This window comes from Rummeliibacillus sp. JY-2-4R, assembly GCF_053847205.1.
In genome coordinates this window covers 3,373,028-3,389,141 of record NZ_CM132623.1, presented here as the reverse complement: position 1 = coordinate 3,389,141, position 16,114 = coordinate 3,373,028, and the positions used below count along the sequence as shown (strand labels likewise).

Annotated in this window: 18 protein-coding genes and 1 pseudogene; 14 read left to right on the top strand and 5 right to left on the bottom strand. The window is 33.4% G+C overall.

Annotation, left to right across the window (positions count from 1 at the left end; all coding sequences use genetic code 11):
• Positions 1 to 473: 473 nt before the first annotated feature.
• Positions 474 to 722, bottom strand: a complete 249-nt coding sequence (locus ACWV26_RS16570) for a hypothetical protein (RefSeq protein WP_455895812.1) — start codon at positions 720 to 722, stop codon at positions 474 to 476.
• Between ACWV26_RS16570 and ACWV26_RS16565 the strand changes: the two genes are divergently transcribed.
• The 5 genes and pseudogenes from ACWV26_RS16565 to ACWV26_RS16545 all read left to right on the top strand — a co-directional run bounded on the left by ACWV26_RS16565 (position 694) and on the right by ACWV26_RS16545 (position 4,173).
• Positions 694 to 1,398, top strand: a complete 705-nt coding sequence (locus ACWV26_RS16565) for an HNH endonuclease family protein (protein WP_455895811.1) — start codon at positions 694 to 696, stop codon at positions 1,396 to 1,398. The genes ACWV26_RS16570 and ACWV26_RS16565 overlap by 29 nt on opposite strands.
• A gap of 111 nt (positions 1,399 to 1,509) precedes the next feature.
• Positions 1,510 to 1,917 (top strand): hypothetical protein, encoded by a 408-nt coding sequence (locus tag ACWV26_RS16560; RefSeq protein WP_455895810.1) that lies wholly within the window; start codon positions 1,510 to 1,512, stop codon positions 1,915 to 1,917.
• A 294-nt stretch (positions 1,918 to 2,211) separates the two neighbouring features.
• A complete protein-coding gene (locus ACWV26_RS16555; RefSeq protein WP_455895809.1) occupies positions 2,212 to 2,502 on the top strand; it encodes a hypothetical protein in 291 nt (96 codons plus the stop codon).
• A gap of 68 nt (positions 2,503 to 2,570) precedes the next feature.
• Positions 2,571 to 3,110, top strand: a pseudogene (locus tag ACWV26_RS16550) (tyrosine-type recombinase/integrase).
• Between the two features lie 229 nt (positions 3,111 to 3,339).
• Positions 3,340 to 4,173: an STAS domain-containing protein gene (locus tag ACWV26_RS16545; RefSeq protein ID WP_455895808.1), complete on the top strand. Its 834-nt coding sequence runs from the start codon at positions 3,340 to 3,342 to the stop codon at positions 4,171 to 4,173.
• Between the two features lie 489 nt (positions 4,174 to 4,662).
• Here ACWV26_RS16545 and ACWV26_RS16540 read toward each other — a convergent pair whose 3' ends face one another.
• Positions 4,663 to 5,793 (bottom strand): NADH-dependent flavin oxidoreductase, encoded by a 1,131-nt coding sequence (locus ACWV26_RS16540; RefSeq protein WP_455895807.1) that lies wholly within the window; start codon positions 5,791 to 5,793, stop codon positions 4,663 to 4,665.
• A 417-nt stretch (positions 5,794 to 6,210) separates the two neighbouring features.
• Here ACWV26_RS16540 and ACWV26_RS16535 point away from each other — a divergent pair, with 417 nt between their 5' ends.
• Both ACWV26_RS16535 and ACWV26_RS16530 read left to right on the top strand, forming a co-directional pair.
• Positions 6,211 to 6,771, top strand: coding sequence for a flavin reductase family protein (locus ACWV26_RS16535; protein WP_455895806.1), 561 nt, complete (start codon positions 6,211 to 6,213; stop codon positions 6,769 to 6,771).
• Between the two features lie 145 nt (positions 6,772 to 6,916).
• Positions 6,917 to 7,144, top strand: a complete 228-nt coding sequence (locus tag ACWV26_RS16530; protein WP_455895805.1) for a tyrosine-type recombinase/integrase — start codon at positions 6,917 to 6,919, stop codon at positions 7,142 to 7,144.
• Positions 7,145 to 7,328: 184 nt separating this feature from the next.
• On the opposite strand, the gene ACWV26_RS16525 is transcribed toward ACWV26_RS16530, so the two are convergent.
• Together ACWV26_RS16525 and ACWV26_RS16520 are read right to left on the bottom strand one after the other, a co-directional pair.
• The gene (locus ACWV26_RS16525; protein WP_455895804.1) at positions 7,329 to 7,961 is read right to left on the bottom strand and encodes a BA5345 family protein; all 633 of its coding nucleotides are present in this window, start codon (positions 7,959 to 7,961) and stop codon (positions 7,329 to 7,331) included.
• Positions 7,962 to 8,258: 297 nt separating this feature from the next.
• Positions 8,259 to 8,468 carry a hypothetical protein gene (locus tag ACWV26_RS16520; protein ID WP_455895803.1) on the bottom strand — a complete coding sequence of 70 codons (210 nt, stop codon included), beginning with the start codon at positions 8,466 to 8,468 and terminating at the stop codon, positions 8,259 to 8,261.
• A 436-nt stretch (positions 8,469 to 8,904) separates the two neighbouring features.
• Here ACWV26_RS16520 and ACWV26_RS16515 point away from each other — a divergent pair, with 436 nt between their 5' ends.
• The 5 genes from ACWV26_RS16515 (at position 8,905) to ACWV26_RS16495 (ending at position 12,443) form a co-directional block, all read left to right on the top strand.
• Positions 8,905 to 9,267 (top strand): STAS domain-containing protein, encoded by a 363-nt coding sequence (locus ACWV26_RS16515; protein ID WP_455895802.1) that lies wholly within the window; start codon positions 8,905 to 8,907, stop codon positions 9,265 to 9,267.
• A gap of 3 nt (positions 9,268 to 9,270) precedes the next feature.
• Positions 9,271 to 9,681 carry an anti-sigma regulatory factor gene (locus tag ACWV26_RS16510; protein ID WP_455895801.1) on the top strand — a complete coding sequence of 137 codons (411 nt, stop codon included), beginning with the start codon at positions 9,271 to 9,273 and terminating at the stop codon, positions 9,679 to 9,681.
• 2 nt (positions 9,682 to 9,683) lie between these two features.
• Positions 9,684 to 10,688, top strand: coding sequence for a SpoIIE family protein phosphatase (locus tag ACWV26_RS16505; RefSeq protein WP_455895800.1), 1,005 nt, complete (start codon positions 9,684 to 9,686; stop codon positions 10,686 to 10,688).
• A gap of 77 nt (positions 10,689 to 10,765) precedes the next feature.
• Positions 10,766 to 11,377, top strand: a complete 612-nt coding sequence (locus tag ACWV26_RS16500) for a PP2C family serine/threonine-protein phosphatase (RefSeq protein WP_455895799.1) — start codon at positions 10,766 to 10,768, stop codon at positions 11,375 to 11,377.
• 244 nt (positions 11,378 to 11,621) lie between these two features.
• Positions 11,622 to 12,443 carry an STAS domain-containing protein gene (locus tag ACWV26_RS16495; RefSeq protein ID WP_455895798.1) on the top strand — a complete coding sequence of 274 codons (822 nt, stop codon included), beginning with the start codon at positions 11,622 to 11,624 and terminating at the stop codon, positions 12,441 to 12,443.
• Positions 12,444 to 12,873: 430 nt separating this feature from the next.
• On the opposite strand, the gene ACWV26_RS16490 is transcribed toward ACWV26_RS16495, so the two are convergent.
• Entirely contained in the window at positions 12,874 to 13,785 is a 912-nt protein-coding gene (locus ACWV26_RS16490) for a LysR family transcriptional regulator (protein WP_455895797.1), read from the bottom strand.
• Between the two features lie 247 nt (positions 13,786 to 14,032).
• On the opposite strand from ACWV26_RS16490, the gene ACWV26_RS16485 reads away from it, so the two are divergent.
• Positions 14,033 to 15,352: a GntP family permease gene (locus ACWV26_RS16485; RefSeq protein WP_455895796.1), complete on the top strand. Its 1,320-nt coding sequence runs from the start codon at positions 14,033 to 14,035 to the stop codon at positions 15,350 to 15,352.
• 279 nt (positions 15,353 to 15,631) lie between these two features.
• On the top strand, positions 15,632 to 16,093 hold the full coding sequence (locus ACWV26_RS16480; RefSeq protein WP_455895795.1) for a lipocalin-like domain-containing protein: 462 nt from the start codon (positions 15,632 to 15,634) through the stop codon (positions 16,091 to 16,093).
• Positions 16,094 to 16,114 lie beyond the last annotated feature (21 nt).

Sequence of the window (16,114 nt, the reverse complement as noted above, 5' to 3'; positions counted from 1 at the left end):
AATATAATACGTAAATGGTTAAAAGTAATAAAGAGGGATATGCAACAATTTTAAGGAACACAATATATATACAGATACATCAATCGCATTCGTAACAATACAAGAACAAGTAATAAAATATTGATTTTATGTGCGTTTAAGGTTCTTTAGAGGATTCCTAATAAAATTATCAAGAACAACATAAAAGTCTCTTAGAACGAGTTTAAATCATCTTTAGGCTCATTTTAAGAGATTTTTTTATTTGTTTTCATATCAATACATAATTATTAATTTTGATGGTTTTCTATAAATCAAGGCAGCCTACCGTACGAAAGGGAGGTAGGTGACAAGCCGATCTCTACAAGTGTGCTTGCGCACTCTTGTATCTATTTATATTTATTCTATAAATAGCGTATTACTTTTTTTACAGCATTTGAGCTGTTTGAGATTACTTTTTTTACACTCTCTAATTTTAGGCAAAAAAATACGAGATATCAAATGGTATCTCGTAATAATATAGTGCTCATATCAATTATTTTAGGTTTGTCTTTTTCTTCTTTCTTTCGTTCTTCCTCTACCATTTTATACTGTTCAAGAATCTTTTCTTCTGGTATGACTTTGACTTTTACTATCTTTGGTTGGAGTCTTTGTGGTGATGGTTGAGAAGGTATTAATGATGGGGTTATCGATTGGGGTTCATTTGATGTATCCATCATGCCACAATCGAATAATTTATCATCCAAATGGGTAAATGCTCTTGGGGCTAATTGGGAACAAATCCACGGTAAATATCTTCATACAATAGGAAACTTGACACTTACTCGTTACAATGGAGAAATGGGAAATAAATTCTTTACTGAGAAACGAGATATGGAAAATGGATTTAAAGGAAGTCCATGTAGATTAAATACTGATTTAATTGAGTTAGAGACATGGAATGAAGAAGAAATATTAAAAAGGGCGAATCGATTATTTGAAGTAGCGAAAAATATTTGGGTTTATCCAGAAGTTGATTTTCCTGAAGAAAATTATAATATGATTTTGGATTTCGATGATGATTGGAAAAATATAAAGCCTGAATATTTTACTTTTATGGAAGAGAAACATGAGGTAAAAAATATGACAGATTTATATGTAAAAGTTATTTCTGAAATTTACCAATTAGATCCTGAATTATTAATTGAAACAGTTAATAGTGGAGAATTCGTTGGGAAAAATTATATTTCTAAAAATCCGAATGATTTCCGTTCAAGTCATAAACTTTTAGAGACCGGTTTTTATATTAATACAAACTCAAGTAGTGATGAAAAAAAGAAAAATCTTTTGGCTTTAATTAAAGCAATTGGATTGACAGAAAATGATTTAGTTATTTATTTATCAAATTCAGAAAATGATTCAATAATTTATGTAAATAGCTAAGGCATAGAATTTAATAATATGGTTTAAAGCTTCTTACTTCATACAAATTATTTATCAATTTTAATTTACATTCATCACTAAGAGGATATAACTTCTTTGAGGTGAGATTTAATGTTGCCAACAAAAGAAGAACTAACCAATCATTTAAAAAACAAAATGACTAATGAAGATATAGCAAGAATATATAATACTTCCTTTCAAAAAATAACTTCACTCATACAGAAATATGAGCTAAATGCAGATGAGTTAAGAGAAACAGAAAAATATATTGTTTATGCTCATATTTATGAAGGGAAAGTTATTTATATTGGTAGTGGTGTATGGTATAGGTGTAGAAGGTATTCTAATAGAAGAAACTCATATCATAAAGAGCTAATGAGAGATGGGGAAATAAAATATATGATACTAGCTTCATTCAATGATAGAGATGAAGCATATAAGTTAGAAGGAAAACTTATAGAGTTATTTAAGTCAATCGGACAGGCTGATTTGAACATCCAACAATTAAAGATGACTTGACTTTTTTCATTAGTAGTTGCATAATCTTGGGTAATCGTACGAGAAGTTTAAAGGCAAATATTAAAAGCATTGATATAAAAAGTTTTAGGAACAGTTTATGAATGTTTGTGACTCAAAATCGTGTTCCTTTGGAGTGTCGGTTCGACCCCGACCACCGGTATCTAAAGTAAGGCTCCAAGCCTTATAAATCAAGACTTTCAACGTTATGTTGGAGGTCTTTTTTTATTTCATCTCGTCTGATTATTTTCGTGAAAGTGTCTTACGAGATTAGTCATACGAGATGGAGGAAGAATAGTGGCAAGAAGAAAAAGAGAACTAACAACGGAAGAAAAAATTTTAATCAAAACACAAATTACAGATGAAGAAGCCTGGGCAAAATATGAACATAATTGTGCTGTAAGAAATTTAAGAGAAGCTACTCTTAAATATTACAAGAATGAAATTATGGCCTTTCAAAAATCATTGGCAGGGCTAAACATTAATAAACAACTTATTGAATTAACTAAAAGTGATATTGAAGAAGTTCTTTTATGTTTAAAGGAGCAAATAAAAGTTGTTAGTATAATACTCGAATTAGAGCTCTAAAAGCGTATTTCAACTTTTTAAGGAAAAATAAAATAATCTCGATCAATCCTTCGGAAGACATTAAACAAATGAGGGACAGACAAAGAATAATTGAAACCCTAGAGATAAAAGAAATAGAGAGGATAGCAGTAATTATACGTAAGGAGGATTCATTTGTTGGTGAAAGAGACATTACAATCTTTATGGTTCTTTTAGATACTGGTATTCGTTTATCAGAACTTACTGGGGTGGAATTGGATGATGTAAGAGAAAATAAATTGATTGTTCGAAACACCAATAATTATAAGGAAAGAACAGTTAATGTTGGTAAGAAGACCCAGATTCAGATAAAAGCTTACTTGTGGTTAAGAGGAAATGTCGGCTCTGATTATTTATTCATTAATGAGTATGATGAACGATTAAAAAACAGAGGTATTCAAAACAGATTCGAGAAGTACAAAAAATTAGCCAAAATTGAAAAGTAATTTAGTCCCAATATCCTCCGTCATACTTATGCTAAACATATGGTTTTAAGGGGAATGGATGCTTTCTCATTAGCAGCTCTTTTAGGCCATTCAGATTTATCGGTTACAAAGAGATATGTGGCTTTGTGGGGAAACGACTTATAAGAGAAGGCAAAAAAGTTTAGCTCGATTGATAAGCTGTAAATCTAAACCAAGTTAATTTACTTTAGTACACTAAAGGGCTAAAATAAAAATAAAACCTTGTCCATCACAGAGCGGCAACTCTAGGACAAGGTGCTTGCAAGTGGCTTTTCTTCTATAATAACTGTAAACAGTAGCGGTACTATTAGAAAAAGTGAGATAGGATATGATTTAGGGAGGGTGGCTAGGTTATATGAATTCACTTGTAAAATTCCAACAATATTTACTTAAATATGCAGAATCATTGAGCAAAGAAATTGTTGATTATAATATTAAAAAATTAGATATTTCCGTACCAGATGATATCGTAAAACAATCCGTTATAAACAACCGTAAATTTTTTGAGTTTTTAGGAAGTTCATTTAATTGGTCAATGGAAACCGTTAAATCAGAATTTATCAAATGGCATAAAACACTTCTACAACCTGAAGATTCAGGCTTTGGTATAGAGGCACTTTCAACTCTCATTAAACCTTATGCTGATACAAGGTTACAATTAATTTCCATGCTAACTAAATATGAAATAGACCAGGGACTATCTATAGAGGAAGTTTTATTTGTAAATAGCAGGTTGAGTTATCTGCTCGATTTAAGTATTACTGAAACTATTCTTGAAAGGGAACGACAGGTAAATGAAACTGAAAAAGAACATAAACAGAAAATAACTGCGTTATCAACACCAGTTGTTCCACTAAGAGATGGCATGGCAGTTCTTCCTTTAGTTGGAGAGTTTGACTTGGATAAAAGTGAACATATCATGACACATACAATATCGAAAATTAGTGAATTGAAAGTGGAATGTCTTATCATAGACCTGTCTGGTATAATTTTGATTGATGATGAGATTGCAAGTAGAATCTTAGAAATTCACCATGTTCTACAACTATTAGGTATTGATGCTATATTTACAGGCATTCGTCCCGAACTATCAATAAAAATTATAACCGCTGGTATTGATTTATCTTCTTTAAAAACATTTGCTACGGTTCAACAAGCTATAATAAGTATGTTTGGAACAGTGATGTAAAAAGATGTTGAGTTGGTTAATTGGGGCTAAAAGGTTCCATTTTAAGTTGTAAAACGTTAAATAAACAAAAGAAATGGCATAAGAATTGACTATGCCATTTTCTGTTTATATAAAGGGAGCTTGTAATTACATGCACACTTTTATATTAAATGATAGAAATTATATAAGCTTCTTCAACTAGCGGGGGCTTTTCTTCAATAAGGGGAAAGGCTTTTTTCTTTTTCTTTTAACTCAAAGATCCCACATTCACTTGGGGCAGAAAAATGTTGCGATTAACAAGCATTTATGAGACTAACTATTAAATAGAGAGAGGGAAGGAGCCACATCCCATCATTTGAAAATTGGAAAGGGTTTAATTAAGTAAAGAGATTATAATGAAAAAAGGTTCGAGTCAATAATGGCAATTAACGAATTTATAAAAACGGCAGGAAGGATCTGCCGTTTTTTATCTTGCTAACTTCGATAAGAAATTAACTATTAATTTCTGGCTCATAGTCTTTCTTTAGCAATCGCAAACCAACCCGGTTTTACTTGAATGGTATTCCACATTTTTTCTGGAATATCTAGCAGAGTTATCTTTGAAACCTTCAATTCCGTATCGATTTTATCCGCCTGTCCATTTGTGACCATTTCAACCCACTCAGGATTCATAATTAATGCCCTGCCAATAGCAATTAAAGGTAATCCTAATTTGGAAGCTTTTAAAGCTTCATCCGGCGTTCTCATTGAACCGGCAGCTAGTATAGGCACTTTGCCGTTAGCTCTTTCAATAATTAATTCAAGCCTTGTCTTTTCATTCTTGCTGGTTTTCGGTTTCGAAGATACATCATCTAATGAAGCATGGATGTAATCTAAATCTTGATTTACGAGGTGGTCGATTAATTCGTACGTATCATTCATAGTCAATCCCCCGTTTCTCGATGATTCCTCAGGGGAAAATCGATATCCTAAAATAAACGGTTTGATAGCGTATTTTTTTATAACACTTTTAACCTCCTGAATAACCGCCAATGGAAAACGTAACCGATTTTCAAGTGTTCCTCCCCATTGGTCCGTCCGTTGATTGGTCGCGGGAGACCAGAAGCTTTGAATTAAAAAGCCATGTGCCCCATGTAATTCGACGCCATCGAAACCTGCTACAATTGCACGTCTTGCTGTTTCACCAAAAGCTTTTATTATATCCAGAATTTCTTCATGGAGAAGTGCTCTAGGTTCAATCATGCCCGGAAGAAATGGAATCACATCGGCACTAACTACATCTGAATTAGGAATAAGTTCCGGTACGGCTTTACTACCAGCATGAAAAATTTGAAGTATAGCAGGGGCGCCGCCACTTTTCGCTATATCTGCTAATTTTCGTAGGCTGGGTATGAATTTATCATCATACGCGGCAAATCCATTAGTGAAACCAACTCCATTAGCAGTAACGTGAGTACACCCTGTGATAACGAGTCCGACACCATTCACTCTGCGACCATAATACTTTATCTCATCATCCGATACGGTACCGTCCTCATTGCCTGAATAAGTTGTCATCGGTGCCATGACTAATCTGTTCGAAATACTGACACCACTTCGGAATGTGAAAGGCTCAAATAATTTGCTGTATCTATTATCCATGTTCAATACCTCTTTTAAAATGTTTTTTCTATTGTAGTTTATCCAACCTGGCAATGGAAGATATATGATTAAAGCCGATTGAAGTAGAAAGTTCTTGCTAATTCTCCATTCTCAACATCAGTGACCGCTTGGCATGTGATAATATCCAAACTGAAGGATTACCCGCAAGAATGACAAGTGGCGCTGATTAATATATGGAACTTGAGCGATTACACATTCCGTGAGTTTACCTTCCAAATTGTTTCCTCCTATTCCTCTCAATAACCGGAGTTTACAAGGTAGACGCAATTGTATTATTTTAACTAAAAGGCTTGTAATAAAAAACATTTAGAAAATTTAAATTATTCGTTTTAATCATAAAATATACTTAGTCTGGTAACCATATAAGTAAAAAAATTTTGAAACGAGGAAATTTCATTGAGAACACCAACAGACAAATCACTTATATACACCTATCCCGGGCTAGTGGCTATTGTTACTTCTCGCAGTGAAGGGAAACAAAATATAATGGCTGCAGCTTGGCGCACATATTTGGGGATGAAACCTCCAACTTATGGCGTTTCCATTGGTAGGGCAAGGTATACACATAAACTCATTGAGGAAAGTGGTGTATTTGCTGTGAATTTTCTTCCATCACATTTGTCAGAGTGGATACAACTGATCGGTACGACAAGCGGGAGTGATATAGATAAGTTTAAGACATTTGGCATTTCTTATGACGATGGGTTAATTTTGAACGTGCCAATTTTAAAGGATGCTTATTTTGCCTATGAATGTAAAGTAACTGATATACGACCTCACGGTGACCACGATTTGTTTTCGGGGGAAATCCTGCAAACGTATAAGGATGCAGAATTGCTTAATGAAAACCAGGTCCCAGATTTGTCGAAGCTGCAGATTCCACTCTATTTCGGTCGTTCTAGATATTTAATTGCTGATGACACTGCAAAATTGCACAAACATTATGATAAAGATTGAGATTAAACACGTGTTGAAAGAAAGACAAATTTCGTCAAAAGTGGATGCGTTGATTTTAGGGGATTCATTCCATCTTAGATGCATAATCAATCCAAATAGAAGAATATCTTAATAAAAACGCCTATCAGCCTATCATCCCAATATTTTGGATACAGATAAACTATTTATCAATCAAGATGATAAATCATTGAAGCGTAGGAGTATTCAAAATCGAATTGAACATTATGGGAAACTAAGTGGCATAACTGATGTCAGGGTGAGCTGTAACACGTTCCGTCATACAATGGCACGAATGTATATTGAAAATGGGGGAGATGCTTTCCACCTTCAATCATTATTAGGTCATACATCTATGGAAATAACGAAGAAATAGGTAAACCTATTTGCTAACGATATTCAAAATAATCATCAAAAGTTTTCCCCGTTGAACAATATGTAACGCTAAACGAACGTAGCCGTCACTGGTTGCGTTCGTTTTATATCATTGAGGAATAATTTAATCAAAAACAAAAGAAAAACGCACACAGCGTAAGTATGCACGTTTAATATATGTACTGTTACAAATATGTTTTTAACATTTTGATTTGTAATGCAGTAAGGTTAGCCGAATAATATTTATAATTCGCTCCAGCAAAAAAGAATATTAATAATTGCAAAACAATACCCATCCAAAAATAAGCGTTGTAGGGGAAACCTGATAGATGGGTGAATATTATAATTACTGAAATGATAGTAGCGACCATGCTACTTACAAACAATGCTCCTAAAGCATGAATTGTTCCTAACAGATGTCTGTATCTAGCTTCAATATATGCTCGGGTTTCTGGAGTTTGATTAATCAAAACTGAATGCCATACATATTCAATTTGAAAATAATCTTCATTTTTATCAGTGCCCCAACCTTGTTGTTTTGGTAATTTGTCACCTAGCTCTTTTGCAAAATCATCAGCAAATTTACGTTTTTTGTTCCAAACCCATGCAGATCCAAAATACAATTGATGTAATAGGTAACCAATAGGTACGCCAACTGCTGTTAAAGATAACAATAACGTTAAACCTTTTGTTATATCTACCATTTTGCTATCCAATGGATTGATACCTTTTAAAAATAAATATTCATAGAACATCCAGAAAATCAGCACCCATCCAGGGATACCCCAACGTATTAAATATTTTGTTTCAAATTTCATTTTATTACCTCCTTGTCTTATATTTTTAATTCTTTTTTAAAGTCCTTTTTTTGAAAAAAATATAGATTTATTTTAAATCATTATTCATAAAAAAACGTCCCCGAAAGGACGATGATTATTTAAAATATTGGCCTATTAAACCTTCTTCGAGTATAGGAGATTCTTCTTCAACAATTTTATAGTACTTGGATTTAATTTCAATATGTACGGACTCTTTATATTGTTGACCCTAAATATCAGTATAAATTAATGATAGCGAACCTTTTATATCTTTTTCTTCGCATCGGAAAAATTAATCTAAATTGTTAAATCGTCATTATCATTTTGTCCACCAGTATTTTTCTGAATTGTTTCTTTAACGGTAACCTTTACACCCAATGTTCCGTTCCATTCACCCACAACTGTATTCATTACTCTGTTAAAACCAATATTTATTACACTAATCGTTATAAGTTTTTCTAGTCTTTGTTCATAAGTTGAACGTATTCTGTATGAAGGTTTAACCATCATATGTCTTTCAAGCTGTAATTCTTTGTTGGCTTTCCTGTAAATTAAATATAAATATCAATTATTATAGACTAATAAAATATATGAGATTACCAAATGATAAAAAGGTAAATTTTTTAGGTTTAATATTTAAATATACGGGTATTTTATGAAAGTTGTTTTCCCCCATATCCTTACTTTCTATTAATTTTGACTATGTTATTGATAGTCCTTTTTTGACTAGGTGAATTGAAATTATATAAATATAAATATATCGATTTTTGTCCCAAGTTAATTAGAAAGTTATTTCATCCAATGCTTACCATAGAGATACCAAGACCGATAAATCTTGCTTATGGTATTATAGAATTTAGAATTAAAGTCATGTTAATAACAGGGGAATGTTGTGATACATTAGTAATGACAAATCGAAAGATTGTATAAATGGGGGAATAAAATGAATATAAAAATACCAATTTTAAAATTATATAATTATCTGCTTGTTTCCATTCAGTGGGAGCTTGATGATCAAACAGCTTTACAATTTCAAGAATTATTGCTCCAAAGAATACATGAAACTGGTGCTAGTGGTGTAGTAATTGATTTAACGTCTGTTGATATGATTGATTCGTTTATTGCTAAGGTTCTAGGCGATGTGTTTAGTATGTCTAAAATGATGGGTGCGAAAGTTGTATTTACTGGCATTCAACCAGCTGTGGCAATTACGTTAGTTGAAATGGGGATTCATCTCCAAGATGTCGATACAGCATTAGATTTAGAAAAGGGGCTAGAACTATTACAAAAAGGTTTGGGGGATTAGATCATGGAATACGAATCCTCTATAAAAATATTATCAGAATTTGATATCGTTACAGCTAGGCAGCATGGTAGAAAGATTGCTAAGGAGCTTGGGTTTGGAATAGTTGACCAGACAAGAATCACCACTGTAATTTCTGAGTTGGCGCGAAATATTTATTTGTATGCCGATAAGGGAGAGATTCGTTTCGAAACTGTCAGTGCTCTTGGAAAGCGAGGTTTAAAAGTAATCGCTCAAGATCATGGTCCGGGAATTCAGGATATTAGGTTAGCGCTGGAGGATGGATATTCTACATCAGGTGGTTTAGGGTCAGGTTTATCCGGGGCAAAGCGTTTAATGGATGAATTTGATTTGACCTCAATAGTTGGAAAAGGGACAACTGTTAAGGTAGTAAAATGGCTTCGTGGGAGGTTTTAAAAATGGATTTCAAACCGATATTAGAATCTAGTTATCGGGAGTTACTTCGCAAATATATAGAAGAATCTTCTGAAGCAGCATTGTATCAAGGGCAAATGTTCAGCAGGAAATTCATTAAACAGCAAATATCTCCTGAAGAAATTATTAGTATCCACCGTGAAGTCTTAAAGAATCTATTTCCTGATATTGGAAAGGAAGTTTTAGCTTCGTTTGATTTCCTTATTGAATTTATGATGAACTATGGCTTAGCTTATCAAGAATACCAGAGCTTGAGGGACAAGCAGTTTGAAATTAAATCGGAAATTGAAATGGCTGCGAGCATACAAGAAAACTTTTTAGAAACGTCCGTTCCGAAGCTGAATGAAGTTGATATTGGTGCCATTAGTGTACCAGCGAAAAAAATTAATGGAGACTTTTATCGCTTTGTTGAGGACGAAAAAAGTATTAGCGTTGCAATTGCAGATGTAATGGGAAAAGGAATACCTGCTGCACTTTGTATGAATTTGATTAAGTATGGAATGGATAGTTTACTTAAGTCAATAAACAAACCAAATGATGTGTTATTAAATTTAAATAGAGTAGTAGAAAGTAATCTTGATTCAAGTGTATTTATTACCATGTTTTACGGAGTATATGATTTAAGTAATCATACATTTACATATGCTGCTGCAGGGCATGAACAGGGGTTCTATTATCATGCGTCTTCTCAATCATTTGAGGACCTTACAACAAGAGGCTTGATCTTAGGTGTAAAACATGATATTACATATGAGCAATTTGAAAAGAAGGTTAGTCCCGGGGATATGATAGTTTTACTATCAGATGGTGTGACAGAATCAAGGACAGAAAAGGGATTTATTGAACGATCAATAATAACTGATTTAATTCAAACCTATATGCATTTGTCCGCACAAGAAATGGTGGAGAACATTTATCGTGATCTCGAGAGGTTACAAAATTACGAGATAAGGGATGACTTTACGCTGATTATTTTTAAAAGACTATAGTGGATGTTCAATCAATCATATTGTGTTATCGAAGATACCAAAAAGTAACCAAAAATTTATGAAAGGCACTGGTAAAGATGGAGGGGAAAAAAAAGCTTGAATTTAGCAACCAACATATTCAGGCAATTGCCTATCAAGTTCCTAAGGAAGGAAATGTAATTAACGGGGATAGCATTTATATTAAAATAACTGACGAATACTTTATTTGTGCGGTTTGTGACGGTTTAGGCAGTGGGGAGCATGCCTTTCATTCGTCGGATGCGGTTCGCAAGGAAGTGGAAAAAAACCATGATAAAGATGTAGAGGTATTAATCGACTATTGCAATCAGGTCCTCAAAGATAAAAGAGGTGCGACTCTAAGCATTATAAAGGCACATTTTTCACAAAAGACTTTCACCTATAGCTCGGTGGGAAACATTCAGTTTGTTCTTTCTAGCCCCTCTGGAAAGTTTATCTATCCACTGCCTATTCTGGGATATTTATCTGGGAGGCCGCAAAAATATCGATGCGATACATTTTCTTATGAAATGGGATCAAAATTTATTATCCATACGGATGGTCTATCGCTACCCGGTATAAAGTCATTAGCATGCTCATCTAATTCGATTGAAGAAATCTCTAACTATATAGATAACCATGCAAAAACAGGGAAAGATGACCTGACTTACATTGTAGGTCAACTTTTTTAAACAAAGGCCATTTTTCGCATCAGTTCATAAAAACGTAAAACTAGATTCTTCTTGGTATCTTTTTATAAAAACGTTTGCGTTAATTTGTCTAGAAACTTTAAGTTTTAATTCTTATTATGACATCAAGAGAATCAAAGTTTATGAAAATAGCCTTAAAAAAGTTTTAATTACTTTAAAATTAGGGTATTAACATGAAGTTAACACTGTAAAGCTTAGAAGAGACTTAACTAAGGAGGATTAAAAATTGGAAAAGTTCTATGATACTACAAATATATCCCATTATATTTCCATTAATAAGCAGGAATTTCAGGAGAAACTATTATCGGAGGCTGTCAATGTTGCTACTAATATTGAAAATATTTTAAAAGACGGGAATATCGACTTATTGAAAAACGCTCAAAAGGTAGTTCTTTATGTAGTGGAAGATAAAAATGAACAGCTCATTGCATTCGCTAAAGAAGAAGGCATTGCTTGGGCGAAATATTCATTAACTGTTGCGTTCAAATTAGAATGGGTACATGCAATTAGACGTACTTTATGGTATTTTATCAAACAATATAATCAAAAAAATGAAGATGTTAGTCTTGCAGGCAACTTTTTTCAATTAGAGGAAAAAGTTAATGATGGGATTGATGAGTTTTTAAACACGTTTTTTATTAGCTATTCACATTATAAAGATGAATTAATCCTTTCTCAAAGAAAATTAGTAGAACATCTTTCGGTACCTATCATACCAGTCAGTCAAACGGTAGCTGTATTACCGTTAATTGGTACATTCGATGCTTATCGTATGGATATTATTGAAGAAAAAGTTTTAACAGATATTGCTAAGTTAAGGATTATGACATTAATTATTGACTTGTCAGGAATATCAGACATGGACGAAGTAACCATCGCTCGTTTCCAAAAAGTGTTGATTGGTATCACACTGATGGGGGCAAAATCAGTCATAACTGGATTACGACCAGAACTTGTTAGACAAATGGTTCATTTAGGAATCGATCTTACTAGATACACAGAAACAAAAGCTACCCTACAGCAAACATTAAATAATTACCTTAGCTAACCCTATAAATATATATCTAATACCTGGAGAAAGTTCACTGCTTGGGGTTTTTTTAGATTCCATGTAATTATGCTGTTTTTCAATTTTACTCGCATCACAATGAATGTATGAGTTCCTTCAGCATCTGTTTGGCTTCTTTTATTCCTCACTTTGACCGTTAATTCGTCCTCGCAAACCGATATCCTATAACTTCGTTATATCAAGACCTTAGCAGATTTGCTAAGGTCTTTTTTATGCTAAATAGAATGACAGGAAAATCGAATATCGAGTGCATTGGTAAGCAGGATGAAATGTATCTATGAGTTGCCTTTTTAAAAAAGAGCACTAAGAGCACAAATTTAATCGGGTAAATTTTATGAATACAGTAAAAGCCACCATAACTGATGGCTTTTAATATAAGGGATAAGAATTTCTTTAATTTCAAATTATATTAATTAAACTCCTCAATTCCTTCTAAATGCTCCTTTAAGAATTGAATCCATACTCTTGTTGCATAAGAAAGATAGCCGTCCTTCCTCCATACGATGCCTAATTGCCAATGGACTTCTTGATTGACAATCGGTAAAACTTTAATTCCTAAATGGGCAACATTTAAATCAGTTACATTACTTTGTGGCAGGATACTGATCCCCATGTTACAAGAAACCATTTCGAGAATGAATTTCCACTGCGATGTCTCACAAAGAATATTGGGTTCAAACCCGATTCTTTCACATTCTTGTAAGATAAAACGGCGAACCGCAAAGCCTTCATGGAAGATTATAAATTTTTCATCCCGTAGTTCTTCCCAGGTTACCATTTCCTTGTTGGCAAGGGGATGAGTATGATGAACAAGTAAACGCAAGTCCCCTTTTAAAAATGGAATATAATTAATCGGTTCGTCTACCGACGATTTCGGCACCTCAAGTACGATTAAATCTAATTCTCCGTTATCCAAAGCGTGTTTTAAATTTGTTTCTCCATCTTCCACAAAATGAATAGTGATATTGGGATATTGCTTAGAAAAAGCCGACATATTACTAGTGAGAATCTCAGTACCGACAGAGGAGAAGATGCCCATCTTGATGGAGCCTTTTTCTACATGTTTTAAATCGTCCAATTCTTGATAAAAACGGCGATATAATTTAGAAATTTGTTCGCCGTAGTCAAAGAGAAGTTTACCAGTATCCGTTAGTTCTAATTTTCTTGTTGTCCGTATTAATAATTGTACATCTAATTCTTTTTCTAATTCTTTTACTACATTACTGATCGTTGGCTGGGAAACATATAATTGTTCGGCTGCTTTAGAAAAGCCCCCTTGTTTTACGACTTCAGTAAAGTAATGTATTTGCCTGTTATCCATACTTTTTTCTCCTTATATATAAAATACTCAAATATATTCTATTAATAATATGTATTTTTATTATAACTGAATACCTTCTATAATAATCAAACGAACAGGTAATATCTAAGCTATGGGAAAAGCAAATAGACATTTCTGGTTAGTTTAGCAAGGTGAATTGGTTACTTATAAATCAAATGATAATGCATACATTGTTAAACAAAAAATCCTGAATACAGGTGAATAGATTTTTTTGGGGGAAAATAGAATGGAAATCATTCAAGTTGTTGGTATATTGCTTGCAATTGTATTTATCGTTATTGCAGCAATGAAAGGTTTAAATATTTTGATGGTAGCTCCGATTGCTTCCATCATCGTAATCTTAACGAACCAAATGGACTTTTTCTCGTACATTATCGGAGCAGAGCATTCTTATATGACGGGTCTTGCTGGTTTTATTATTAAATTCTTTGCTGTATTTGTATTAGGTGCTATTTTTGCAAAATATTTCGATGCGAGTGGAGCTGCTCAATCAATCGCGCAAAAGATTTTATCCAAAACAGGTACAGATAAGCCGTTTCCAGTATTGGTTGCACTTTTCATTATTACAGCGATCTTAACTTATGGAGGTCTAAGTTTATTTGTTGTAGTATTTGTGCTTATTCCACTTGCCAAACCATTATTTAAACAATTAAATATTGCTTGGAACTTAATCTCTATTCCGATTATGCTAGGCTTAGGTACATTTACGATGACGATGCTTCCTGGTACACCATCTATCCAAAATGTTGTTCCAACAGCATACCTTGGCACAACACTTACCGCTGCGCCATTGTTAGGTATCATTGGAACAGTTGTGGCGATTGCCTTTGGTCTTTGGTATATGAAATCCATGTTAAAGAAAAGTATTGCTAGAGGAGAAACTTTTGCCGATTTTGATGTAGAAGATACAAATGAGGAAGTAAGAACAAAGATTCCGCCTTTCTTCATGAGTATCCTGCCAATTGTGCTACTCATCGTTATTATTTTTGTAGGTAGTGCATTAAAAATACAAAATAGTATCTTAATCGCATTAACAGTATCTATTATTGTCTCTGCGATTATCTTCAACAAATATATTCCAAATCAAAAAGCTGTTTTCAATGAAGGTGCAAGCAGTTCAGTTATGCCAATCTTTTTAACTGCATCTACTGTAGCTTTTGGTGTTGTTATTACATTGGCGCCCGGATTTAAATATATTTCTGACTTCATATTAGGAATCCCTGGAAACCCACTTATCAGTTTATCTGTTGCATCTGCAGCATTCGGTGCTATCACTGGTTCGGCTTCAGGAGCTTTGGGAATTGTTATGGGAGCCTTTGCTAAAAGTTATATGGCTATGGGGCTTGATCCTGAAGTTATCCATAGGGTAGCAGCTGTTGCATCATCTGTTTTTACAGTTATGCCTCATACTGGTGTTGTGTTAACGTTCTTCGCACTTACAGGACTCAACCATAAAAATGGCTTTAAATATCAATTCTTTACAATGACCGGAGCTAATTTGGTTGCGTTAATCGCAGTATTAATTGCTGCTATCTTAATTTATTAATAGTTAGGTCATTGCAAGCCTGGTGAATTATTCATCAGGCTTGTTTCTTTTTAGGTGGATATTTTTATTTATAAAATAAACAAATAAGTTTTATTTAAAATATATATTTTTATTATATATTGAAAGCACCTATAATAATGGTGTAAGGAAAACATAAGAAAGTCTGGATGAGTAATGGCTATTTAGAAGCGATGTAAATAAACAAAGAAATTATTGTAGAAAAGTGTCTCATCCTTTCAAAAGATTCCTCACACATTAATTACAGAAGGTGAATATAAAATGGTTTTAGCATTCAAGAGTCAAGCTACTGAACCAACATTACGTGAACAAGTAATCGGTACATGGTCACTTATATCTTATCAATCAACAGATGAAGAAGGAAATGTGATCTATCCTTTAGGAAAAGATGCAAAAGGATTTATCATGTATAATCCTGATGGCTATATGTCAGCACAAATCATGGCTACTGGCCGCCCTGCTTATCAATCTGGTGACCTACATACTGGTACACAAGAAGAAATGGCAGCAGCAGCACACGGTTATCTAGCTTATTCAGGCCGCTTTGAAGTAGATGAAGAAAAACAAGAATTAACTCATCACATGGAAGTTAGTATGAATCCAACATGGCTAGATCAATCTCAACCACGCATTGCGAAAATTGATGGTGACGTTGTTGTTATCTTTAATGGAATTAAACCTGAAGATAAACTTACATGGAAACGTGTAGAAAAAAATATATAATATGATAGATTAAAGGAGTAA

Excerpts from the sequence above, each read along its gene's own strand:
- ACWV26_RS16545 (WP_455895808.1), top strand. The coding sequence starts at position 3,340 with ATGAATTCACTTGTAAAATTCCAACAATATTTACTTAAATATGCAGAA.
- ACWV26_RS16565 (WP_455895811.1), top strand. The coding sequence starts at position 694 with ATGCCACAATCGAATAATTTATCATCCAAATGGGTAAATGCTCTTGGG.
- ACWV26_RS16485 (WP_455895796.1), top strand. The coding sequence starts at position 14,033 with ATGGAAATCATTCAAGTTGTTGGTATATTGCTTGCAATTGTATTTATC.
- ACWV26_RS16505 (WP_455895800.1), top strand. The coding sequence starts at position 9,684 with ATGGATTTCAAACCGATATTAGAATCTAGTTATCGGGAGTTACTTCGC.
- ACWV26_RS16490 (WP_455895797.1), bottom strand. The coding sequence starts at position 13,785 with ATGGATAACAGGCAAATACATTACTTTACTGAAGTCGTAAAACAAGGG.
- ACWV26_RS16480 (WP_455895795.1), top strand. The coding sequence starts at position 15,632 with ATGGTTTTAGCATTCAAGAGTCAAGCTACTGAACCAACATTACGTGAA.
- ACWV26_RS16560 (WP_455895810.1), top strand. The coding sequence starts at position 1,510 with ATGTTGCCAACAAAAGAAGAACTAACCAATCATTTAAAAAACAAAATG.
- ACWV26_RS16525 (WP_455895804.1), bottom strand. The coding sequence starts at position 7,961 with ATGAAATTTGAAACAAAATATTTAATACGTTGGGGTATCCCTGGATGG.
- ACWV26_RS16500 (WP_455895799.1), top strand. The coding sequence starts at position 10,766 with ATGGAGGGGAAAAAAAAGCTTGAATTTAGCAACCAACATATTCAGGCA.
- ACWV26_RS16515 (WP_455895802.1), top strand. The coding sequence starts at position 8,905 with ATGAATATAAAAATACCAATTTTAAAATTATATAATTATCTGCTTGTT.
- ACWV26_RS16540 (WP_455895807.1), bottom strand. The coding sequence starts at position 5,793 with ATGGATAATAGATACAGCAAATTATTTGAGCCTTTCACATTCCGAAGT.
- ACWV26_RS16510 (WP_455895801.1), top strand. The coding sequence starts at position 9,271 with ATGGAATACGAATCCTCTATAAAAATATTATCAGAATTTGATATCGTT.
- ACWV26_RS16520 (WP_455895803.1), bottom strand. The coding sequence starts at position 8,468 with ATGGTTAAACCTTCATACAGAATACGTTCAACTTATGAACAAAGACTA.